General features: G+C 72.0%; 24 protein-coding genes. 21 read left to right on the top strand and 3 right to left on the bottom strand.

The genetic code is table 11. From position 1 onward, the window contains the following. Positions 1-3: 3 nt before the first annotated feature. The 10 genes from pgeF to ACFQ46_RS14005 all read left to right on the top strand — a co-directional run bounded on the left by pgeF (position 4) and on the right by ACFQ46_RS14005 (position 9,657). Entirely contained in the window at positions 4-732 is a 729-nt protein-coding gene (pgeF, locus tag ACFQ46_RS14050) for a peptidoglycan editing factor PgeF (RefSeq protein ID WP_380260037.1), read from the top strand. Further along, entirely contained in the window at positions 729-1,445 is a 717-nt protein-coding gene (locus ACFQ46_RS14045) for a YggS family pyridoxal phosphate-dependent enzyme (protein ID WP_380260036.1), read from the top strand. Before pgeF ends, ACFQ46_RS14045 begins: the two co-directional genes overlap by 4 nt. A gap of 73 nt (positions 1,446-1,518) precedes the next feature. Next, positions 1,519-2,094, top strand: coding sequence for a cell division protein SepF (locus ACFQ46_RS14040; RefSeq protein ID WP_380260035.1), 576 nt, complete (start codon positions 1,519-1,521; stop codon positions 2,092-2,094). A gap of 41 nt (positions 2,095-2,135) precedes the next feature. Then, positions 2,136-2,441, top strand: coding sequence for a YggT family protein (locus ACFQ46_RS14035; RefSeq protein ID WP_328295701.1), 306 nt, complete (start codon positions 2,136-2,138; stop codon positions 2,439-2,441). A gap of 134 nt (positions 2,442-2,575) precedes the next feature. Beyond that, complete coding sequence (locus ACFQ46_RS14030) at positions 2,576-3,259, top strand: DivIVA domain-containing protein (protein WP_380260034.1); 684 nt, start codon at positions 2,576-2,578, stop codon at positions 3,257-3,259. A gap of 225 nt (positions 3,260-3,484) precedes the next feature. Continuing rightward, positions 3,485-3,958: a TraR/DksA family transcriptional regulator gene (locus ACFQ46_RS14025; protein WP_380260033.1), complete on the top strand. Its 474-nt coding sequence runs from the start codon at positions 3,485-3,487 to the stop codon at positions 3,956-3,958. Positions 3,959-4,042: 84 nt separating this feature from the next. After that, entirely contained in the window at positions 4,043-4,606 is a 564-nt protein-coding gene (gene lspA, locus ACFQ46_RS14020) for a signal peptidase II (RefSeq protein ID WP_380260032.1), read from the top strand. Further along, the gene (locus ACFQ46_RS14015) at positions 4,599-5,522 is read left to right on the top strand and encodes an RluA family pseudouridine synthase (RefSeq protein ID WP_328295705.1); all 924 of its coding nucleotides are present in this window, start codon (positions 4,599-4,601) and stop codon (positions 5,520-5,522) included. Before lspA ends, ACFQ46_RS14015 begins: the two co-directional genes overlap by 8 nt. A gap of 107 nt (positions 5,523-5,629) precedes the next feature. Beyond that, on the top strand, positions 5,630-9,181 hold the full coding sequence (dnaE, locus tag ACFQ46_RS14010; RefSeq protein ID WP_380260031.1) for a DNA polymerase III subunit alpha: 3,552 nt from the start codon (positions 5,630-5,632) through the stop codon (positions 9,179-9,181). Continuing rightward, positions 9,178-9,657 carry a hypothetical protein gene (locus ACFQ46_RS14005; protein WP_380260030.1) on the top strand — a complete coding sequence of 160 codons (480 nt, stop codon included), beginning with the start codon at positions 9,178-9,180 and terminating at the stop codon, positions 9,655-9,657. The genes dnaE and ACFQ46_RS14005 overlap by 4 nt, the downstream gene beginning before the upstream one ends. A 68-nt stretch (positions 9,658-9,725) precedes the next feature. Here ACFQ46_RS14005 and ybaK read toward each other — a convergent pair whose 3' ends face one another. Together ybaK and ACFQ46_RS13995 are read right to left on the bottom strand one after the other, a co-directional pair. Then, complete coding sequence (gene ybaK / locus ACFQ46_RS14000; protein ID WP_380260029.1) at positions 9,726-10,226, bottom strand: Cys-tRNA(Pro) deacylase; 501 nt, start codon at positions 10,224-10,226, stop codon at positions 9,726-9,728. Between the two features lie 10 nt (positions 10,227-10,236). After that, entirely contained in the window at positions 10,237-10,917 is a 681-nt protein-coding gene (locus ACFQ46_RS13995; RefSeq protein ID WP_380260028.1) for an LON peptidase substrate-binding domain-containing protein, read from the bottom strand. A 52-nt stretch (positions 10,918-10,969) separates the two neighbouring features. Here ACFQ46_RS13995 and hisD point away from each other — a divergent pair, with 52 nt between their 5' ends. Next, on the top strand, positions 10,970-12,289 hold the full coding sequence (gene hisD / locus ACFQ46_RS13990; protein ID WP_380260430.1) for a histidinol dehydrogenase: 1,320 nt from the start codon (positions 10,970-10,972) through the stop codon (positions 12,287-12,289). Next, positions 12,286-12,801 carry a hypothetical protein gene (locus tag ACFQ46_RS13985; protein WP_380260027.1) on the top strand — a complete coding sequence of 172 codons (516 nt, stop codon included), beginning with the start codon at positions 12,286-12,288 and terminating at the stop codon, positions 12,799-12,801. The genes hisD and ACFQ46_RS13985 overlap by 4 nt, the downstream gene beginning before the upstream one ends. A gap of 13 nt (positions 12,802-12,814) precedes the next feature. Here the strand turns inward: ACFQ46_RS13985 and poxB are convergent, their stop codons facing one another. Continuing rightward, positions 12,815-14,533 (bottom strand): ubiquinone-dependent pyruvate dehydrogenase, encoded by a 1,719-nt coding sequence (gene poxB, locus ACFQ46_RS13980; RefSeq protein WP_380260026.1) that lies wholly within the window; start codon positions 14,531-14,533, stop codon positions 12,815-12,817. Between the two features lie 64 nt (positions 14,534-14,597). Between poxB and ACFQ46_RS13975 the strand changes: the two genes are divergently transcribed. From ACFQ46_RS13975 to ACFQ46_RS13935, 9 genes are all read left to right on the top strand, one after another. Beyond that, on the top strand, positions 14,598-15,161 hold the full coding sequence (locus tag ACFQ46_RS13975) for a TetR/AcrR family transcriptional regulator (protein WP_380260025.1): 564 nt from the start codon (positions 14,598-14,600) through the stop codon (positions 15,159-15,161). 136 nt (positions 15,162-15,297) lie between these two features. Beyond that, the gene (locus tag ACFQ46_RS13970) at positions 15,298-16,278 is read left to right on the top strand and encodes a Gfo/Idh/MocA family protein (protein ID WP_380260429.1); all 981 of its coding nucleotides are present in this window, start codon (positions 15,298-15,300) and stop codon (positions 16,276-16,278) included. Next, on the top strand, positions 16,275-17,276 hold the full coding sequence (locus ACFQ46_RS13965; protein ID WP_380260024.1) for a Gfo/Idh/MocA family protein: 1,002 nt from the start codon (positions 16,275-16,277) through the stop codon (positions 17,274-17,276). Before ACFQ46_RS13970 ends, ACFQ46_RS13965 begins: the two co-directional genes overlap by 4 nt. A gap of 114 nt (positions 17,277-17,390) precedes the next feature. After that, a complete protein-coding gene (locus tag ACFQ46_RS13960) occupies positions 17,391-18,527 on the top strand; it encodes a histidinol-phosphate transaminase (RefSeq protein WP_380260023.1) in 1,137 nt (378 codons plus the stop codon). Next, positions 18,524-19,123, top strand: coding sequence for an imidazoleglycerol-phosphate dehydratase HisB (hisB, locus tag ACFQ46_RS13955; RefSeq protein ID WP_328295717.1), 600 nt, complete (start codon positions 18,524-18,526; stop codon positions 19,121-19,123). Before ACFQ46_RS13960 ends, hisB begins: the two co-directional genes overlap by 4 nt. Then, positions 19,120-19,761 carry an imidazole glycerol phosphate synthase subunit HisH gene (gene hisH / locus ACFQ46_RS13950; RefSeq protein WP_380260022.1) on the top strand — a complete coding sequence of 214 codons (642 nt, stop codon included), beginning with the start codon at positions 19,120-19,122 and terminating at the stop codon, positions 19,759-19,761. Before hisB ends, hisH begins: the two co-directional genes overlap by 4 nt. A gap of 28 nt (positions 19,762-19,789) precedes the next feature. Further along, positions 19,790-20,341, top strand: a complete 552-nt coding sequence (locus tag ACFQ46_RS13945) for a hypothetical protein (RefSeq protein WP_380260021.1) — start codon at positions 19,790-19,792, stop codon at positions 20,339-20,341. A gap of 11 nt (positions 20,342-20,352) precedes the next feature. Then, complete coding sequence (priA, locus tag ACFQ46_RS13940) at positions 20,353-21,108, top strand: bifunctional 1-(5-phosphoribosyl)-5-((5-phosphoribosylamino)methylideneamino)imidazole-4-carboxamide isomerase/phosphoribosylanthranilate isomerase PriA (RefSeq protein WP_380260020.1); 756 nt, start codon at positions 20,353-20,355, stop codon at positions 21,106-21,108. A gap of 59 nt (positions 21,109-21,167) precedes the next feature. Further along, positions 21,168-21,863 (top strand): SseB family protein, encoded by a 696-nt coding sequence (locus tag ACFQ46_RS13935; protein ID WP_380260019.1) that lies wholly within the window; start codon positions 21,168-21,170, stop codon positions 21,861-21,863. Positions 21,864-21,868 lie beyond the last annotated feature (5 nt).

Genomic DNA, 21,868 nt, shown 5'->3' with positions numbered 1-21,868 from the left:
CCCGTGGTTGAACAGCACGTCCCCCTCGTGGACGCCGGCCTCCCGGTCGGCGTTCACGGTGGGTTCACCACCCGTGCGGGCGGCTCCGGCCGTGCGCCCTACGACGGTCTGAACCTCGGGGACCACGTCGGTGACGATCCCGACGTGGTCGCCGCGCACCGGGACGCGGTGCGCCGCGCCGTGGGTGCCACCCGTCTCGTCGTGGGTGAGCAGGTCCACGGGGCCGACGTCGTCGAGGTGACGATCGCCCCGTCGACGGGGACCCCCCGTGCCGACGCCCTCGTGACCTCCGTCCGCGGTCTCGCCCTGACCGTCGTCGTCGCCGACTGCGTCCCCGTCCTGCTGGCCGACCCCGCGGCGGGACTCGTGGGCGTCGCGCACGCCGGCCGCCCGGGTCTGCTCGCCGGGGTCGTCCCCGCCGTCGTCGCCGCTCTGCGCGCCCGCGGAGCCACCGACATCACCGCGGTCCTCGGCCCCTCCATCTGCGGCGGCTGCTACGAGGTCCCGCAGCAGATGGCCGACGACGTCGCGGAGCGGGTCCCGGCCGCCCGCGCGCGGACCCGGTGGGGGACCCCCGCCGTCGACGTGGCCGCCGGCGTGCTCGCGCAACTGCACGACCTCGGGGTCGTGGCGACGTCGGTCGGGCGCTGCACCTACGAGCACGACGACCTGTTCTCCTACCGGCGCGACGGCCGGACCGGCCGCAGTGGGGGCGTCGTGGTGCTCCGGTGAACCGCGACCAGGAACTCTCCTCGAACCTCGACGCGGTCCGGGACCGGATCGCGGCCGCGGCGCGCTCCGCCGGCCGCGGTCCCGCAGGACTCACCCTCGTCGTCGTCACGAAGTTCTTCCCGGCCGCGGACGTCCGCGCGCTGGCCCACCTCGGGGTGCGCGACGTGGGGGAGAACCGCGACCAGGAGGCGTCGGCGAAGGCCGGTGACCTGGCGCCGGAGTTCCCCGACCTGCACTGGCACTTCGTCGGTCAGCTGCAGAGCAACAAGGCGCGTTCGGTCGCCCGCTACGCCGACTCCGTGCACTCGGTGGACCGCACCAAGCTCGCTGACGCGCTCGGACACGCTGCGGCGCAGGAGGACCGTGAGCTCGGTTGCTTCGTGCAGGTGGACCTCGCGACCGCTCTCGGGCTCACCGGGGACACCGGCCGCGGGGGCGCCGCGGGTGAGGACGTGTTCCGCGTCGCCGACGCGGTGGCCGGGCACGACGCCCTCCGCCTGCGCGGGTTGATGGCCGTGGCGCCGCTGGGGGTGGACCCGGGTGCCGCCTTCGAGGTGCTGGCCCGGACCGCGCAGCGCCTGCGCGGGCACCACCCCGGGGCGGTCGAGCTCTCGGCGGGGATGAGCGGTGACCTCGAGCAGGCCGTGGCCGCCGGCGCGACACACCTGCGTGTCGGCAGTGCCGTCCTGGGATCGCGCCCTCCTGCGCGGTAGCGTCCCTCATGTCCGGTCCCTTGGCCGGACGCACGACACAGGACGAGATCGAGCACATCCCGAGGAGCCTGCGATGGCCGGCGCGCTGCGCAATGCAATGGTCTACCTCGGCCTCGCGGAGGACGACCGCTACGCCGAGGACGGCGAGGTGGAACCGTCGCGTCCCCGGGCCGAGCCCGCCCGTGAGGTGCGCACCGAGTCCCGGCACGAGTCGCGGCAGGAAGCCCGACCCGAGGTCCGGCACGAGCCGCGACCGGACCTGTCCGTCGAACGTCGGCCCAGCCCTTCGACGACCACGGCCCAGGTGACCCCGATCAGGAAGCAGGTGGCCCACGTGGTTCCCCAGACGTCGTCCTCGTCCGTCGCCGAGCTGCACCGGATCACCACGATCCACCCGCGGACCTACAACGAGGCCAAGACCATCGGCGAGTCGTTCCGCGAGGGCGTCCCCGTGATCATGAACCTCACCGACATGGACGACTCCGACGCCAAGCGTCTGGTCGACTTCTCGGCCGGTCTGGTCTTCGGCCTCCACGGCGCGATAGAGCGTGTGACCAACAAGGTCTTCCTGCTCTCGCCGGCCAACGTCGAGGTCGCCTCCCAGGAGGAGGAACGCCCGACCGAGCGAACCTTCTTCAACCAGTCCTGAACTGGTCGTGACCACACAGCGCCATCAGGCAGGATGAATCCGTGGCCGTGGTCTTCAAGCTCGCCGAGTTCATCGTCCTGATCTTCTTCATCTGCCTCATCGGCAGGTTGGTCCTCGACTGGGTCCAGGCGCTCTCGCGAGAGTGGCGTCCGCGGGGTCCGGTGCTGGTGGGCGCGGAGGCCGTGTACACGGTGACCGACCCTCCGTTGAAGCTGCTGCGGCGGATCCTGCCGCCGCTGCGTCTCGGTGCCGTGCAGCTGGACCTGGCCTTCCTGGTGCTGGCCATCCTGTGCTCGATCCTGATGCCCACCTTCGAGGGGCTGGCGAGGACCGCCGCGTTGTCCTGACCTCCTGCGCAGGTGAGGGGGGAGGCCGCACGCGGGCCCTGCCGCACCACCCGCAGGGTCCCGGCGATCACGTGGGCTACCGTTGACCGAGGTCAGCCGTCCGTCCGGGGCGGTCCATCAGCAGAGGTGTGGAGATGCCGCTCACTCCCGAAGACGTCGTCGAGAAGCGTTTCAACCCCACGCGGGTGCGTGAGGGCTACGCCCAAGACGAGGTCGACGACTTCCTCGACGAGGTCGTCGCCGAGCTGCGCCGGCTCAACGGCGAGAACGCCGAGCTGCGCGGTCAGCTCAACCAGTGCCAGGCCCGGGTCTCCGAGCTGACGCGGGCGGGTGCCCAGGCCGCGGAGGTTCCCGCGCCGGCGTCCGAGGTCGTGTTCGAGAAGGAGCCGGAGCCCGTTGCGGCCCCGGAGCCCGAACCGCTCCCGGAGCCCGAGCCCGTCCAGGCCGTCCAGGAGACCCCTGCGGCCGCCGTCCGGCCTGGCGCCCCGGGTGAGGACGCCACCGCGCGTGCCGCCGGGGTCATCGCGCTCGCGCAGCGTCTGCACGACGAGTACGTCCGTGAGGGCGAGTCGCAGCGCGACGCGCTCGTCGCCTCCGCCCAGGAGCAGGCCCAGCAGGTCGTGTCCGACGCGGAAGCCCGCCGCGACCGCACGTTGGGTGAGCTCGAGGGCCGCAAGCACGCCCTCGAGGGCGTCATCCACGAGCTGCACGGCCGGGAGACGACCTACCGCGAGCAGCTCGAGCAGTTCATCGCGACCCAGCTCGAGGACCTGCGTCGCATCGCGCGCGTCGTTCCCGACGACGCGGTCATCCGCTGACCCCAGCCGCACCTGCCCGACAGCCGCCGCTCCCCGTGACCCGGGGGTCGGCGGCTGTCGTCGTTCCGGCGTCGTTCCGGTGTCGTGACACTCCGTGATCACTGCCCAGGCCAGCCGAACAGTCGAATTTCGGCGACTTTCCGTTTCCGGTTGCTTACAGAGGGTGATAGTCCCTAGTGTCTCCCGCACGCGGCAACGGCCGCCGCTCGACGAGGGGGGACCACCATGCACGGGGTGTCTGCAGGAACCGCGACCGCGGGAGCGGCCGCGGGGATCACCGGACGGGCCGTCCGCGCCGCTGCGGTGCGTGAGCTGCCGGTCAAGGAGTCCGAGGAGGCCTGGACCCCGGCCGAGCTCGACGAGGTCCGCGCGGAACTCCAGAGCGAGGTCGACCGCCTCTCCCACCAGCTCCACGACGCCAACTCGTCCTTCTCCGCGCTGGTCCGTTCCGGTGGCGAGGGGGCCGGCGACGACCAGGTCGACCACGGTGCCACCACGGCCGGTCGCGAACACGAGATGACGATCGCCAACAACGCCCGCGAACTGCTCGAGCAGACCCAGCGCGCACTGGTACGCATGGGGTCGGGGGTCTTCGGCGTGTGCGAGTCCTGCAGCGGCCCTGTGGGCAAGGCGCGCCTGCAGGCCTTCCCGCGCGTCACCCAGTGCATGACCTGCAAGTCCCGCGCCGAACGCCGCTGAGCCTCCCCGGTCCGTGAGCCTGCCGGGCGACCGGCGAGATCACGGACCGGGAGGGGGAGCGGGGCGTGGGAGACTGGGGCCGCCATGACCGATGCCTCTCAGTCCCCGGAGCCGTCCCCCCCGGGGACCGACGCCCGGCACCCACGCCGCACGCTGTGGACCTTCCTCGTCTGGGTGGTCGTCTTCGCCCTCGACCAGGTCACCAAGGTCCTCGTCGTCGCGAACCTCGAACCCGGTGTGGTCCAGCCCTTCGTCGGTACGGCGCTGCAGTTCCACCTGATTCGCAACCCCGGTGCCGCGTTCAGCTTCGCCACCGGCAGCACCTGGATCTTCACCGTCCTCGCCGCGGCCGTCGTCGTCGTGGTCGTGCGGTTGTCCCGCAAGCTGCGCAGCACCGCCTGGGCCCTGGCCTTCGGCTTCCTGCTCGCCGGCGCCACCGGCAACCTCACCGACCGGCTGCTGCGCGAACCCGGGTTCGCCCGCGGCCACGTCGTGGACTTCCTGCAGCTGCCGCACTGGCCGATCTTCAACGTCGCGGACTCGAGCATCTGCGTCGCGGCCGTCCTCATCGCCATCCTCGCGATCCGCGGGGTGGGCCTCGACGGCACCCGCGAGACGCGCCCCGAGAAAGCGGCCAACGATGCCTGAGCAGCGCAGTCTCCCGGTCCCCGACGGTCTCGAGGGGGAGCGCGTCGACGCGGGCCTGTCCCGGCTCCTCGGGTTCTCCCGCACCCGGGCCGCCGAGATCGCGGCCACCGGTGGGGTCCTGCTCGACGGCCGCGCCGTCGGCAAGTCCGACCGCCTCACCGCCGGGTCCTGGCTCGAGGTCGAGGTGCCCGACCCGGTCGGCGCCCCGACCGCCGTGGCCGAGGTGATCGACGGGCTGACCATCGTGCACGACGACGACGACCTCGTCGTCGTCGACAAGCCCGTCGGGGTGGCGGCCCACCCCAGCCCCGGCTGGACCGGCCCGACCGTCGTCGGCGGGCTGATGGGCGCGGGGTACACCATCGCCACGTCGGGATCGGCGGAACGCCAAGGGGTCGTGCACCGCCTCGACGTCGGCACGTCGGGTCTGATGGTGGTCGCCAAGAGCGAGCACGCCTACTCCGCCCTGAAGCGCGCCTTCAAGGAGCGGACGGTCGAGAAGGTCTACCACGCGCTCGTCCAGGGCCACCCCGATCCGTTGCGGGGCACCATCGACGCCCCCATCGGCCGCCACCCCGGGGGGACCTACAAGTTCGCGGTCATGGCCGAGGGCAAACCGTCCGTCACCCACTACGAGGTGATGGAGGCCTTCCGCTCCGCCGCGCTCTGCGAGGTGCACCTGGAGACGGGGCGGACCCACCAGATCCGCGTCCACTTCTCCGCGCTGCGCCACCCCTGCGTCGGGGACATGAGCTACGGCGCCGACCCCACGCTCGCGGCCCGCCTCGGTCTGCAGCGCCAGTGGCTGCACGCCGTCCGGCTCGGTTTCGAGCACCCGGGGACGGGCCGGCCCGTCGAGTTCACGAGCAGCTACCCGCTCGACCTGGCCACCGCCCTGGAGCGCCTCGCCGACTGAGGCGCGGACGTGTGTCGGGTCGGGTCCGTGTCCGGGCCGGCACTTACCATCGACAGGCACGGCCAGGCGCCCACCCGGCCGGCCGACCCACCTGGAGGCGCACCCCCATGGCATCCGGTTCGTCCAGCGGCGACTCGTTCGCCCACCTGCACGTCCACACCGAGTACTCGATGCTGGACGGTGCGGCCAAGGTGGACGACCTGTTCCGCACCGCCGCGGAGATGGGGATGCCGGCGGTCGCGACGACCGACCACGGCTTCGTCTTCGGCGCCTACGACTTCTGGAAGACCGCCAAGAAGCACGGGGTCAAGGCGATCATCGGGGTCGAGGCCTACCTCACGCCGGGCACCGCCCGCCAGGACAAGACCCGCGTGAAGTGGGGCGACCCCAACGGCCGCTCCGGCGACGACGTCTCCGGTGCCGGGTCCTACACCCACATGACGATGCTGGCCGAGAACACCGCCGGCATGCACAACCTCTTCAAGATGAGCAGCCTGGCCAGCCTCGAGGGCTTCCTCTACAAGCCCCGCATGGACCGCGAGCTGCTCTCGAAGTACTCCTCAGGGCTCATCGCCACGACGGGCTGCCCCTCCGGGGAGGTCCAGACCCGGTTGCGGCTCGGCCAGTACGACGAGGCCCGCAAGGCCGCCGCGGAGTACCGCGACATCTTCGGCAAGGACAACTTCTTCTGCGAGCTGATGGACCACGGCCTCGACATCGAGCGCCGCGTCCAGGACGACCTGCTGAAGCTCGCGAAGGACCTCGACCTCCCGCTGCTGGCCACCAACGACCTGCACTACACCAAGGCCGAGGACTTCAAGGCGCACGAGGCGCTGCTCTGCGTGCAGTCCGGCTCGACGCTGGCCGACCCGAAGCGCTTCAAGTTCGACGCCGACGAGTTCTACCTCAAGAGCCCCGCCGAGATGCGCCACGTGTGGCGCGACCACCCCGAGGCCTGCGACAACACCCTCCTCATCGCCGAGCGCTGCGACGTCTCCTTCACCGAGTCGACCGGCGCCTACATGCCGCGCTTCCCCTGCCCCGAGGGGGAGAACGAGGAGAGCTGGTTCATCAAGGAGGTCTGGACCGGGCTGGCGCACCGCTACCCGGGCGGCATCCCCGACGACGTCCGCGCGCAGGCGGAGTACGAGATCGAGGTCATCGTCTCCAAGGGGTACCCCGGGTACTTCCTCGTCGTCGCCGACTTCATCAACTGGTCCAAGGAGAACGGCATCCGGGTCGGGCCGGGCCGTGGCTCGGGCGCAGGGTCGATGGCTGCCTACGCCATGGGGATCACCGACCTGGACCCGTTGCGCCACGGTCTGTTCTTCGAGCGCTTCCTCAACCCCGAGCGCATGTCCATGCCCGACTTCGACGTCGACTTCGACGAACGTCGCCGCGGTGAGGTCATCCAGTACGTGGTCGAGAAGTACGGCACCGACCGCGTCGCGCAGATCGTCACCTACGGCACGATCAAGGCCAAGCAGGCCGTCAAGGACTCCTCGCGCGTCCTCGGGTTCCCCTTCTCCATGGGCGACCGGATCACCAAGACGATGCCGCCGGCCGTGATGGGCAAGGACATCCCGCTGGCCGGGATCTTCGACCCGAACCACAAGCGGTACTCCGAGGCGGGGGAGTTCCGCGAGCTCTACAAGTCCGACCCCGAGGTCGTGAAGGTCGTCGACACCGCGCGTGGCCTCGAGGGCCTGAAGCGCCAGTGGGGCGTGCACGCGGCCGGCGTCATCATGTCCTCGGACCCCCTGATCGACCTGATCCCGATCATGAAGCGCGAAGCCGACGGCGCGATCATCACCCAGTTCGACTACCCGACGTGCGAGACGCTCGGGCTGGTCAAGATGGACTTCCTCGGCCTGCGCAACCTCACGATCCTCGACGACGCGTTGAAGAACGTCATCGCCAACGGCAAGGACCCCGTCGACCTCGACGCCCTCGAGCTCGACGACCCGGCGACGTTCGAACTGCTCGGCCGCGGCGACACCCTCGGGGTCTTCCAGTTCGACGGCGGCCCGATGCGCTCGCTGCTGCGCCTCATGCGTCCCGACAACTTCGAGGACATCTCCGCCGTCGGTGCGCTGTACCGCCCGGGACCGATGGGGGCGGGTTCGCACACCGCCTACGCCCGGCGCAAGAACGGCCAGGAGCCGATCACCCCGATCCACCCCGAGCTCGAGGAACCCCTCAAGGAGATCCTCGGTACGACCTACGGCCTGATCGTGTACCAGGAGCAGGTCATGTCGATCGCGCAGAAGGTCGCCGGGTACTCCCTCGGCAGCGCCGACCTGCTGCGCCGCGCGATGGGCAAGAAGAAGCGCGAGGTCCTCGACGCCGAGTACGTCGGCTTCGAGAAGGGGATGCTGGACAACGGGTTCTCCAAGGAGTGCGTCAAGGCGCTCTGGGACATCCTGGTCCCGTTCTCCGACTACGCCTTCAACAAGGCGCACTCGGCGGCCTACGGCCTGGTCTCCTACTGGACGGGCTACCTCAAGGCCAACTACCCGGCGGAGTACATGGCCGCCGTCCTCACCTCGGTGCGCGACGACAAGGACAAGTCGGCGCTGTACCTCAACGAGTGCCGTCGCATGGGCATCCAGGTGCTCCCGCCGGACGTCAACGAGTCGAGCGCGAACTTCACCGCGGTCGGCACCGACATCCGCTTCGGGCTCACCGCGATCCGCAACGTCGGCGCCAACGTCGTCGACGGGATCGTCGAGGCCCGCCAGGCGAAGGGCCGCTTCGAGTCGTTCACCGACTTCCTCACCAAGGTCCCCGCGGTGGTCTGCAACAAGCGGACCATCGAGTCCCTCATCAAGGCCGGGTCCTTCGACTCCCTCGGCCACGTCCGTCGCGCGCTGGTCGCCACGCACGAGGACGCGGTGGACGCCGTCGTCGGAGTCAAGCGCAACGAGGCCATCGGCCAGTTCGACCTCTTCGCCGGGCTCGGCGGGGACGACGACGGGGCCACCGGGTTCCAGGTCGAGATCCCCGACATCCCCGAGTGGGAGAAGGCCGAGCTCCTCGCCCACGAACGGCAGATGCTCGGCCTCTACGTCTCCGACCACCCCCTGTTCGGGCTGGAACGGTTGCTGGCCAACGCCTCCGACATGTCCATCTCGTCCCTGCTGGAGGACGAGTCCCGTCCCGACGGGTCGCAGATCACCATCGCGGGGATGATCACCGGCCTGCAGCGCAAGACGACGAAGCAGGGCAACTACTGGGCGATCGTCACCGTCGAGGACCTCGCCGGGGCCATCGAGTGCCTGTTCTTCCCCCAGTCCTACATGGACGTCGCGCAGTTGCTCGCCGAGGACCTCGTCGTCGTCGTGAAGGGCCGGTTGAACCGTCGGGACGAGGTCCCCACGATCTACGCCTCCGGCCTCACCGTGCCCGACATCTCCAGCACCGACGGGGTTCCCGTGACGGTCACCCTGCCCACCGCGAAGTGCACCGCGCCCGTCGTGGAGCAGCTCAAGACGGTCCTCGAGACCCACAAGGGGTCCACCGAGGTCCGGTTGCGCCTCACCCGGAGCGGTGGCGGCGCCGGCACGCTCATGCGTCTCGACGACTCGCTGCGGGTGACGCCCAGTCCGGCGTTGTTCGGTGACCTCAAGCAACTCCTCGGCCCGGCGTGCCTGGTGTGAGCACGACCCTCCCCGGTGCTGCGCAGCGGTCGGGCCGCCTCCCGCTGGTGCTGCTCTTCGGGCAGGCGGTGCTCGGCCTGGTCGTCGGCGTGGTGTGGTGGGCTGTCACCCGCCACCCGGCGACGTGGATGGTGGGAGAGCCCGTCGTCACCTCGACGTCGGTGTACCCGATCGCCCGGGACGGGGTGTTCTCCGTCCTCACCGGCCTCGTCGGCCTGGCCGCCGGGATCGTCGTCGTCCGCCGCGCCGGGGAGAAACCCCTCGTTCTCTTCGCGACGGCGCTGGCCGGGGCCGTCGCCGGTGCCCTGCTGGCCGCCGGCCTCGCCACCTCGCTGCCCCCCACGAACGCCGAGAACGCGGCGCACGTCACCCTGCAGGCGTGGGTCGCGCTGCTCGTGCAGCCCTTCGTCGTCGCCGCCGTCGTGGCGCTCACCACGTTGGTCCAGTCCCTGCTCGACTGGACCAGGACACCCTGACGACGAGCCCCACCGGTGTCCCGCTCGTCCACGGGCTCGTCGACACCCCGTGCGGGGGTCGGCGTCGTTCACCGGCTGATCGCGGCCACCGTCGCCGCCGTCGCGGCCACCAGGTCCGCGGGCGTCAGCTCCACCTGCAGCCCACGCCGTCCGGCGCTCACGAGGACCGTCTCGAACGACCCCGCGCTCTCGTCCACGAACGTCGCCAGGGCGGTCTTCTGCCCCAGCGGGCTGATCCCGCCGACGACGTAGCCGCTGCTGCGCTGCGCCCGGCCGGGATCGGCCATGACGGCCTTCTTGCCGCCGGCCGCGCTCGCGAGCGCCTTGAGGTCGAGCATCCCGGCGACGGGCACCACGGCGCAGACCAGCCGGCCGTCGACGTCGGCGAGCAGCGTCTTGAAGACCCGGTGCTCGTCGACGTCCACCCCGGCGGCCTGCAACGCGCGGACGGCCTCGTCCCCGAAACCGTCGTGCGCCTCGTGGTCGTAGGGGTGCACGGTGTGCACGACTCCGCGCCCGGTCAGCAGCCTGAGCGCGGGCGTGCCGGTCTCCGTGTTCTTCCTGGCCACGGCGCGGGAGTCAGTTGGGGTTCGCGGGGAGGTCCGGGAGCTCTGTCGCCGGGACCGCGCCGAAGGTCTCGACCAACGCGATCTCCTGCTTCAGCACGGCGAGTTCGGTGCGCAGCCGGGTCGCGGTGTCGGGTGCCTCGAGGAGCGCCTGGCGCTGGTCCAGGGACAGGACCATCGCGGCCGCCACCAGGTAGGACATGACGCGCGGGTCCTCCGGCGCCTCGGCGCCGCCGATGTCCAGGACCTCGCGGTACTCCTCGAAGCGGCGGGCGACGGCCGCCGAGAGCAGCTGCAGACCGCCCTCGTCCTCGTCGTCCTCGGTGTCGTCGTCCCCGAACGGCTCGACGAGCCCCGTCAGGTACGGCGTCCCTGCGGACTCGTCGATCCCGACGACCTTGAACCGGCTGGCGCCGACGGTGACCAGCTCGTAGCGGCCGTCCTCGGTCTCGGTGACCTCGCGCAGCAGGGCGACGCAGCCCACCTCGTGCAGGGCCTGCGCGTTTCCCTCGCCGACCTCGTACCCCGCCTTGATCGCCACGACCCCGAAGCCGCGGACGGCGTCCTTGTCCTCGGCGCCCGCCACCAGGTCCTGCACGAGCAGCCGGTAGCGGGGTTCGAAGACGTTCAGGGGCAGCACGAGTCCGGGGAAGAGGACGCTTCCCAGCGGGAACAGCGGAAGACGTTGCGGCACGCGGCCACCCTACGGCCCACGCGCTCTAGACTGACCCACCGTGACGCCCCCCCTGCTGGCCCGCACCGACCTGCGCGGAACGACCCTCGACGCCATGGCGCTGCGGTCGATCGTCCCGCGCGCCGACGTCGACGTGGCCGCCGCCATCGCGACCGTCGCCCCGATCTGCGAGGACGTGCGCACCCGCGGCGTCCCCGCCCTCCTGGAGCTCACCGAACGCTTCGACGGTGTCGCCATCACCGACGTCCGGGTCCCGGCCCAGGCCCTGACCGATGCGCTGGCGGCCCTCGACCCGCAGGTGCGGGCCGGGCTGGAGGAGTCGATCCGGCGGGCGCGGCTCGTGCACGACGACCAGCGCCGCACCGACACGACCACGCAGGTCGCGCCCGGCGGCACCGTCACCGAACGCTGGATCCCCGTCGGGCGGGTCGGGCTCTACGTCCCCGGCGGCCGCGCGGTCTACCCCTCCAGCGTGGTCATGAACGTCGTCCCGGCCCAGGCCGCCGGGGTCGCCTCCATCGCCGTCACCACCCCGGCGCAGAAGGAGTTCGGCGGCTCCGCGCACCCGACGATCCTGGCCGCCTGCGCGCTGCTGGGCGTCGAGGAGGTCTACACCGTGGGCGGGGCCCAGGCCATCGCGATGTTCGCCTACGGCGCCCGTGACGCCGACGGGACCGTCGTCGTCCGGCCCGTGGACGTCGTCACCGGCCCGGGCAACATCTACGTCGCCTCCGCCAAGCGCTACGTCCAGGGCGTCGTCGGCATCGACTCCGAGGCCGGCCCGACCGAGATCGCCGTCCTCGCCGACGACACCGCCGACCCCGTGCACGTCGCCGCCGACCTGGTCAGCCAGGCCGAGCACGACCCGATGGCCGCCGCCGTCCTGATCACCCCCTCGGTGGCGCTCGCGGACGCCGTCGACGTCGAGCTGGAGAAGCGGATCGCCGCGACGAAGCACTCCGGTCGCATCGAGGAGGCGCTGCGGGGCAGGCAGTCCGGGATCGTCCTGGTCGACTCCCTCGACGACGGCCTCGCCGTCGTCGACGGCTACGCCGCCGAGCACCTCGAGATCCAGACCGCGGACTCCCGCGCGGTCGCGGCCCGGGTCCGCAACGCCGGGGCCGTCTTCGTGGGGGCGCACTCGCCGGTGTCGCTGGGCGACTACTGCGCCGGCTCCAACCACGTCCTGCCGACCGGGGGCACGGCGATGCACGCCGGGGGCCTGAGCGTGCAGACGTTCCTGCGCGCCGTCCACGTCATCGACTACGACGAGGCGGCGTTGCGCGAGGTGGCCCCCCACGTCGTGGCGCTCGCGGAGTCCGAGGACCTGCCCGCCCACGGCGAAGCGGTGACGGCTCGGTTCGGCGCATGAGCGAGGACAGCGGTTTCGACTTCGACGCGGAGTTCGAGAAGGCCTTCGGCCCGAAGAAGCCGGTCCGCTCCGTCCTGGTGGCCCCCGTGGCCAACGCCAGGAAGCTCGCCGAGGTCTGCACGATCGCGAAGGTCAACGCCTTCGTCGTCCCCGTGAAGGGACTCGGGTGCGTCCTCGTGACCGAGGACCCGGGCACGGGGGAGGCCGACGCGCAGACGTTGTCCGGCGTGCTCCAGGGGGCCGAGATCGTGCTGCTCACCGTCGGCGAGGACTCCATCGAGGGACAGACCTGGGTCGGCGGTCAGCGCGGCGACGACCCGAAACCCGGTCTGCTGCTGTCGGTCTGGCCCGACGTCGTGCAGCAGCTCGTGCTCGGCCGCCTCGACCCCGCCGAGGCGGCGGGTGCCGCCGCCGGGGGTGAGGGCAGCCGGATCGGTGCGTTCTGGAAGCTGTTCCGCGGCAAGAACGACGACCAGACCCCCGACGCCGGCACCCCCGACGCCCCCGGCTGACCCGACGGCCCGGTCAGAGCAGCTGACGCAGGTTCGCCTTCGCCAGGTCGAACAGCTCGTCGCCGCGGCCGGAGAGGACCGTCCGGATGGCGTAGAGCGTGAAGCCCTTCGCCTGTTCGGCGGTGACGCTCGGCGGCATCGACAGCTCCTGCCGCTCGGTCACGACGTCGACGAGCGCGGGCCCGTCGTGGGCGAAGGCGGCCTCCAGCGCGCCGGCGAGGTCGTCGGCCTTCTCGACCCGCTGGGCGTGCAGGCCGATCGCGCGGGCCACGTCGGCGAGGTTCGGGTTCTCCAGGCCCGTGCCGTAGGTGACGAACCCGGCCGCCTTCATCTCGAGCTCGACGAAGTTCAGCGAGGAGTTGTTCAGGACGACGACCTTCACCGGCAGCCGGTTCTGGACCAGGGTGATGAGCTCGCCGAGCAGCATGGTCAGCCCGCCGTCACCGGCCAGCGCGACGACCTGGCGGTCCGGGAACGCGGACTGCACGCCGATGGCGTGCGGCAGGGCGTTGGCCATCGTGCCGTGGTTGAAGGACCCGATGAGCCGGCGCCGGCCGTTCATCGTGAGGTAGCGGGCGGCCCACACGACGGGGGAGCCGACGTCGGGGATGAAGACGGCGTCGTCGGTGGCGAGCTCGTCGACGAGGCGGGCGAGGTACTGCGGGTGGATCGGTCCGCGTCCGGGCGTGGCGAGCTCGTCGAGCTTGTCCCGGGTGGCCGCGTAGTGCTTGCGGGCCTCGTTGAGGTGGCCGCGGTCGGTCTTGCGCACGATCCGGGGCAGCAGGGCGGCCGCGGTGTCGCGGACGGTCCCGACCAGGGCGAGGTCGAGGGGGACCCGCTTGCCGAGCTGCTCACCGCGGACGTCGACCTGGATGACCTTTGCGTGCTTGGGGAAGAACTGCTGGTACGGGAAGTCGGTCCCCAGCATCAGCAGGGTGTCGCAGTCCTCCATCGCCCGGTACCCCGAGGCGTAGCCCAGCAACCCGGTCATGCCGACGTCGTAGGGGTTGTCGTGCTCGACGAACTCCTTGCCGCGGAAGGAGTGCACGATCGGGGCGCCCAGGGCGTCGGCCAGGGCCAGCAGTTCCGCGTGGGCTCCTTCGGCGCCCGCTCCGGCCAGGACGGTCACCTTCCCGGCGGCGTTCAGCAGGGTCGCGGCCTCGGTGAGCTCGGCGTCGCTGGGGCGCACCACGGGGTCGGTGCGGCGGATCGTCGCGATGCGCTCCTGGGTGGAACGGGCCAGCAGGATCTCGCCGGGGACGACCACGACGGCCACACCGCGCTTCTCGACGGCCTGCCGCATCGCGATCTCGAGGACGCGGGGGAGCTGCTCGGCGGAGGAGACGAGTTCGGAGTAGACGCTGCACTCGCGGAACAGTTCCTGCGGGTGGGTCTCCTGGAAGTACCCGCTGCCGATCTCCGCGCCCGGGATGTGGGCGGCGATGGCCAGCACGGGGACCCGGCTGCGCTGGGCGTCGAACAGGCCGTTGATGAGGTGCAGGTTCCCCGGACCGCAACTGCCCGCGCAGACGGCGAGCTCGCCCGTGGTGTGCGCGTCGGCCGCGGCGGCGAAGGCGGCGGCCTCCTCGTGGCGGACGTGGACCCAGTCCAGCGTCCCGTCGCGGCGCAGCGCGTCGGTGAGGCCGTTGAGGGAGTCGCCCGGGAGTCCGTAGACACGGCGGACGCCGTGGGCCTTGAGGGTGGCGACGAGGTGCTGTGCGACGGTGGCCATACCCGTTACTGTACGACTTGTTCACGAACCGTGTCTCACCCGAACCGCGCCGAAGGAGGACCGGGTGGCCAGACCGCGCAGCGAGGAGACCCGACGAGCCGCTCTCGAGGCCGCCGTCGACCTCGTCGCCGAGGGGGGACTCGCGGCCGCGACGTTCTCGGCCATCGCGGCGCGGGCGGGGGTCAGCCGGGTGACGGTCTACAAGTGGTGGGACTCCCCGGCCGCGATCGTCCTCGACGCGCTCCTCGAAGGGACCGCCGACTCGGTGCAGCACCCGGCGGCGGCGAGCGCGCGGGACGCCCTGGCCCACCAGATGCACGGGCTGGTCGCGCTGCTGACCGACGACGGCCGGACGGGCGCCGCGCTGCGTGCCGTCACGGCCCAGGTCGCAGCCGAGCCCGGACTGCGTCGCGACCTCGTCGAGCACTGGCTGGGTCCGCGCCGGGCGGTCGCCGCCGCGCTGTTGCGTCGGGGCCAGGCCGCGGGTGAGGTGCGTCCCGGGATCGACGTCGAGGTCGCCGTCGACGTCCTCTTCGCGCCGCTCTACCACCGGCTCCTCTTCGGGCACGGTCGCGTCGACGACGCGCTGGTGGACCACGTCCTCGACCTCTTCGGCGGGTTCTGCTGACGTCCCGTCCGCGCGGGGATGCGAACGTTCCCAGATTGCTCGGCGCGGGCCCTTCCGCGTGAGGGCGCGGGTGACCTAGCGTTTCCCCGTCACGACCCGATGAAGCGTCCCCGGAGGAAACACCCCCGTGCCCCACATGAACGTGGCCGTGCTCGGTTGCTGGCACGTCCACGCCAAGGACTACGCCCGCTCCGCAGCGGCCCACCCCGACACCACGCTGATCGCCGCGTGGGACCACGATCCCGAACTCGGCCAGGCCCTCGCCGCCGACTTCGGGATCGAGTACACCGACGACCTCGACGCGCTGCTCGCCCGTGACGACGTCCACGCGGTGACGGTCACCACCGAGACCACCCGGCACACCGAGGTGATCGGCAAGGCGCTCGCCGCCGGCAAGCACGTGTTCACCGAGAAGCTGCTCGCCCCCACGGTGCAGGAGTGCGAACAGCTGGTCGCGCAGGCCGCCGAGGCCGGTCTCGCCCTCGTCGTCTCGCTGCCCCGGCTCTCGCAGGGCTACACCCTCGCCGTGCGTGACGTCGTCGCCTCCGGCGAGCTCGGGGAGGTGACCTACGCCCGGGTGCGGCTCTCGCACGACGGCGCGGTGCACGGCGGGAACCCCGGCTGGTTGCCGGACCGGTTCTTCGACCCGGTCCCCAGCGTCGGCGGTGCGCTCACCGACCTCGGCTGCCACCCGGTCTACCTCACCCAGCTCCTCCTCGGCGATGACCCGGAGATCGTCCGCGCCGTGTACGGCAACGTCACCGGCCGCCAGGTCGAGGACCACGCCGTGGTGACCCTCGGCTACGACACCGGAGCCCTCGGCGTCATCGAGGCCGGCTTCGTGAGCAACGACGCGTTCACCATCGACGTGCACGGCACCGAGGGCAGCGTCCACTACACCGACGACGGCGGCGGTCGGCTGTGGCGCCGCCGTCCCGACGGTGCCACCGAGGAACTGACCGTTCCCGCCGACGCCCCGGAACCGTTCTCGCAGTGGGTCTCCCACGCGAGCGACGCGACGGTGGCGCAGGAGAACCTGCACCGCGCCGTGGAACTCACCCGGCTCGTCGTGCGGTCCAACGAAGCAGCATCCGGAAGCCAGGGAGAAGCACTGTGAGCGACGTCGTCAAGGTCGGCCTGATCGGTGGCGGCGGGATCACCCGCGCCCACGTGAAGGGCTACCGCGCGCACGCCGAGAAGATCGTCGTGACCGCGGTCGCCGACGTCGTCGAGGAGGCCGCCACCACCCGCGCCGCGGAACTGTCCGCGCAGCCCTACACCGACTACCGCGAGATGCTCGCGAGCGCCGACATCGACGCCGTCGACATCTGCCTCCCGCACCACCTGCACGCGGACGCGATCGTCGCCGCGGCCGAGGCCGGCAAGCACGTCCTGTGCGAGAAGCCGCTGTGCCTCACGGTCGAGGAGGCGAAGCGGGTGGCCGAGGCGATCCAGGCCAACCAGGTGACGCTGATGTGCGCGCACAACCAGCTGTTCTTCCCCTCCGTCGCGAAGGCGAAGGAACTCCTGGACTCGGGCCTGCTCGGCACGGTCTACGAGGTGCGCACGACCGACAGCTTCCACAACGACTTCGACCCCTCCAACATGGGGTGGCGCGCCTCGGCCAAGACCAGCGGGGGCGGCGAGCTGATCGACACCGGCTACCACCCGACGTACCTGCTGCTGCACCTGGCCAACGCCCAGCCGGTCGAGGCGACGGCGTTCCTCTCGACGCACCGGCTGAAGTTCATGGAGGGCGAGGACTCCGCCCAGGTGCTGGTCCGCTTCGAGAACGGCGTCGTCGGCCAGATGGTCACCAGCTGGGCCTACGACCCGGCCCCCGGCACCGAGAAGTTCTCCGTCGTCGGTGAGCTCGGCTCGCTCACGGGTACCTCGAACTCCGTCACCTACCGGCTGCGCTCGGGCGAGGAGGAGACCTTCGAGTTCGCCGAGGTCGACGCGTTCGTCACCGAGATCGGCGACTTCGCCGACTGCCTGCGCGAGGGTCGGCGCCCCATCCACACCGAGGTCGAGGGCATCGCCGTGCTCGGCGTCCTGCTCGCGGCCTACGAGGGCGCCCGCACCGGCACCATCGCCAAGGTCATGACGATCTGACCCCTCCGATCCGCGATCTCGCTGGGACTCCCGGCAAGATCGCGGGTCGACGGTGGGTGCGCGCCGCCGACGGGGGGCGACGACCTGCCCTCCCGGTCTGGGAGACTGGCGCGCGTGACCGACACGACCGACCGCACCAGCCGGGCGACCACCCTGGCCGACCTCCCGCTGCGCGAGGACCTCCGCGGCGAGCACCCCTACGGTGCGCCGCAGCTGGACGTGCCGGTCGTGCTCAACGTCAACGAGAACCCCTACCCGGTCGCGCCGGAGATCGTCGCCGACATCGCGGCGGCCGTCGCGCAGGCCGCCTCGGGGCTGAACCGCTACCCGGACCGCGAGTTCCTCGACCTGCGCGCCGACCTCGCCGCGTTCCTGCGGACGGAGTCGGGCGCGGAGCTGGAACCCGAGCAGGTCTGGGCCGCGAACGGTTCCAACGAGGTCATGCTGCACGTCCTGCAGGCCTTCGGCGGTCCGGGCCGGCGCGCGCTGAGCTTCGCGCCGACGTACTCGATGTACCCCGAGTACGCGCGCGACACCCAGACCACCTGGGTCGTGGGGCAGCGCACGGACGCCTTCACCGTCGACGTCGAGCACGCGCGGGCGATGGTCCGGGAACACCGCCCCTCCGTCGTGCTGCTCGCCAGCCCGAACAACCCGACGGGCACGGCGTTGCCGCTGTCGACGATCGAGGCCGTGCTCGAGGAGTGCTCCCGGTCGTCCCAGGGTGCCGTCGTCGTCGTGGACGAGGCCTACGGCGAGTTCCGCCGCGCCGGCACCCCGAGCGCGCTGGACCTGTTGTCCCGCCACGGGAACCTCGCCGTGAGCCGGACGATGAGCAAGGCGTTCTCCCTGGCGGGGGCTCGCGTCGGGTACCTCGCGTCCTCGGTCGCGTTCGTCGACGCGCTGCGGATCGTCCGGTTGCCTTACCACCTCTCGGCGATCACCCAGGCGACCGCGCGGGCGGCGCTCAAGCACTCGCAGCGGTTGCTGTCGACGGTGGACGAGCTCCGGGAGCGCCGGGACGAGACCGTGCAGTGGTTGCGCGACAGCGGTTTCGACGTCGCCGACTCGGACGCGAACTTCGTCCTGTTCGGTCGCTTCGAGGACCGGCACGCGGTCTGGCAGGGTCTGCTGGAGCGCGGGGTCCTCATCCGCGAGACCGGCCCCGCCGGCTGGCTGCGGGTCAGCATCGGCACGGCCGACGAGATGCAGCAGTTCCGAACCGCCCTCCAGGAAGTGGTGTCCCAGTGAGCCGCACGGCCCGCATCGAACGCAGCACCAGCGAGTCCAGCGTGCTGGTCGAACTCGACCTCGACGGCAGCGGCAGGACGGAGATCGCCACCACGGTGCCGTTCTTCGACCACATGCTCACCGCCCTGGGCAAGCACTCGCTGATGGACCTCACCGTGGTGGCCAAGGGCGACACCCACATCGACGTCCACCACACCGTCGAGGACACCGCCATCGTGCTGGGGCAGGCGTTCCGGCAGGCGCTGGGGGACAAGGCCGGGATCCGCCGCTTCGCCGACGCCACGGTGCCCCTCGACGAGGCGCTCGCCCACGTCGTCGTCGACGTCTCCGGCCGCCCGTACTGCGTGCACACCGGGGAACCCGAGGGGCAGGAGTACCACCTCATCGGCGGGCACTTCACGGGGTCCCTGACCCGGCACGTGCTGGAGAGCTTCGCGTTCCACGCCCAGATCTGCCTGCACGTCCGCGTCCTCGCCGGTCGTGACCCGCACCACGTCGTCGAGGCCCAGTTCAAGGCCCTGGCCCGCGCGCTGCGCTACGCCGTCGAACCCGATCCCCGGGTCCAGGGCGTCCCGTCGACGAAGGGCGCCCTGTGACGCAGAAGGTCGTCGTCCTCGACTACGGGTTCGGCAACGTCCGCTCCGCCGTCCGTGCGCTGGAACGGGTCGGTGCCGACGTCGAACTGACCTCCGACCGGAAGGCGGCGTTGGAGGCCGACGGCCTCCTCGTCCCCGGCGTCGGCGCGTTCGCGGCCGTGAACCAGGGGTTGCAGGCCATCGGTGGTGACTCCATCGTCGACCGCCGCCTCGCCGGTGGCCGCCCGGTGCTGGGGATCTGCGTCGGTCTGCAGGTCATGTTCGAGACCTCCACCGAACCCGGTGAAGGAGTCCCCGACGGACTGGGCCAGTGGCCCGGCACCGTCGAACGCCTCCCCGCCGACGTGGTGCCGCACATGGGCTGGAGCACCGTGGAACCCCCGGCGGGTTCCCGGCTCTTCGCGGGGGTCGAGGACGAGCGGTTCTACTTCGTGCACTCCTACGCCGTGCAGCGCTTCGAGATGCTCGACACCACGGCGGGGCGGGTGCCGCTGCCGCAGATCACCTGGGCCGAGCACGGCGCGCGGTTCGTCGCCGCGGTCGAGAACGGCGCCTTGTCCGCCACGCAGTTCCACCCGGAGAAGTCCGGGGACGCCGGCGCGCAGCTGCTGCGCAACTGGGTGGACTCCCTGACCTGAGGTCGTCCCCCCGACCTGCGCTGGCCGCATGCGCACCCGCACCGTCACCACCCCCGACGGGGTGGTCTGGACGGTGCAGGTGCGCTTCCTGCCGCGCTGGCGGTTCCTGTCCCGACGCATCGCCCGCCGGCGGTGGCGCCGCAGGTCTCCCGACCTGGACGTCAGCGGCCTGGGCGACCTCGTGCCGGACGGCGGGGGCCAGGGCGGTTCGGGGAACTCCGGTGGCGGCCTGGACCTCGACGGTTTCGACGAGGGCGTGGCCATCGTGCTGGTCGTCGTGGGGCTCGTGCTGGCCGTCCTGCTGTGCTGGCTGCTGGTGATCCCGCTGCTGCTGCTCGTGGTGGACGTCGTCGTGGTCGTGGCGCTCCTGGTCGCGGGTGTGCTGGCCCGGGTCGTCCTGCGTCGACCCTGGGAGATCGTGGCGGGGCACCCCGGCGGCGAGCGGGCCGTCGTCACCACCGTGCTCGGGTGGCGGGCCGCGCTGCGCCGGCGCGACGTCGTGGCGGGCCGGCTGGCCAAGGGGGCCCCGGTGGACGCGGCCACGGCCGTCCGCGCTCCCCGCACCCCGAGCGCCTCGTAGACTCGCCCCCCGTGACCAGCGAGAACACCCTCCCCTCCAGCGCCCGGCTGGAACTCCTGCCCGCCGTCGACGTCGCCGACGGCCAGGCCGTCCGCCTCGTGCAGGGGGAGGCGGGCAGCGAGACCTTCTACGGCGCACCGCTCGACGCCGCGCTCGCGTGGCAGCAGGCCGGCGCCGAGTGGGTCCACCTGGTCGACCTGGACGCCGCCTTCGGGCGCGGTTCGAACCGGGAACTCCTCGCCGAGGTCGTCGGCCGTCTCGACGTCGCCGTCGAACTCTCCGGGGGCATCCGCGACGACGCCTCCCTCGAGGCCGCGCTGGCCACCGGCTGCCGACGGGTGAACCTCGGCACCGCGGCGCTGGAGAACCCCGACTGGACCCGCGGCGCCATCGCCCGCCACGGCGACCGGATCGCCGTCGGTCTCGACGTCCGGGGCACGACGCTGGCCGCCCGCGGGTGGACCCGCGAGGGTGGTGACCTGTGGGAGGTCCTCGAGCGCCTCGACGCCGACGGCTGCGCCCGCTACGTGCTGACCGACGTCACCAAGGACGGGACGTTGCGCGGCCCGAACGTCGAGCTCCTGCGCGAGTTCTGCGGCCGGACCCAGGCCCCCGTCGTGGCCTCCGGGGGCGTCTCGAGCCTCGAGGACCTGCGGGTGCTGCGCGACCTCGTCGGCCTCGGCGTCGAGGGGGCCATCGTCGGCAAGGCGCTCTACGCCGGGAACTTCACCCTGCCCGAGGCGCTCGACGTGGCGGGTCGGCCCTGAGCACATCGCCCGACCCCGGCGCCACGGACTCCGCGGGAGTCCCGTGGGCGGGGAGGACGTTGCTGCCCAACGCCTTCGCCGCCGACGACGGCCGTCGCGCCCCGGCCCTGGCCGCCGCGCTGGCGGCCTGGTCCGCCCTGGGCGAGGACCCGTCGGCCCGGGTGCACGCCGAACGCGACGTGGTCGCCGCGCTGTCCGGCAGCCGGGTCTTCGCCCCCGTCGTCGCCCAGCTCGGGGAACTCGACGCCCACGGTGGGGACAAGAGCGCGGACATGGCGCTGGCGTTGCTGACCCAGCCCGACGGCCGCCGCGGGCTGCCGCTGTTCACCGACCTCACGTCCCTGACGACCTGGCGGGCCGACGCGCGTCCGGTGCCGGTGCCTGCCGAGCAGGCCGCGTTGTCGGGGGTCCAGGAGGAGTGCGACGTGCTCGTCCTCGACCCGGCCGGTCCGGTCCGCTTCGTGGTGCGCCGCAGCGCGTTCTGGGCGCTGGCCCGGGGGTCGGCGTGGGTTCCGGCGCCGTTGGACCCCGAGGTCGGGGCGGCGGTCGCCGAGGCGACCCGGGGTCTGGACGCGATCCGCGCGACCCGCTGCGAACCCGGTGCCGGCGCGGAGCTGCGGGTGGTCCTCGGGGTCCGGCCCGGGCTCGGCCGGGACGCTCTCGACGAGCTCCTCCACGTCGTGGGGGAGCGGCTCGCGACCGGCGTCGTCGCCGACCGCGCGGAGTCCGTGGAGTTCCAGGTCCTCACCGCCTGAGACCG

Source organism: Kineococcus sp. GCM10028916 (assembly GCF_042674865.1).
Lineage (GTDB): Bacteria > Actinomycetota > Actinomycetes > Actinomycetales > Kineococcaceae > Kineococcus.
Note: the sequence above shows the minus strand (reverse complement) of the source record. Positions and strands in the feature narration are given on the sequence as shown.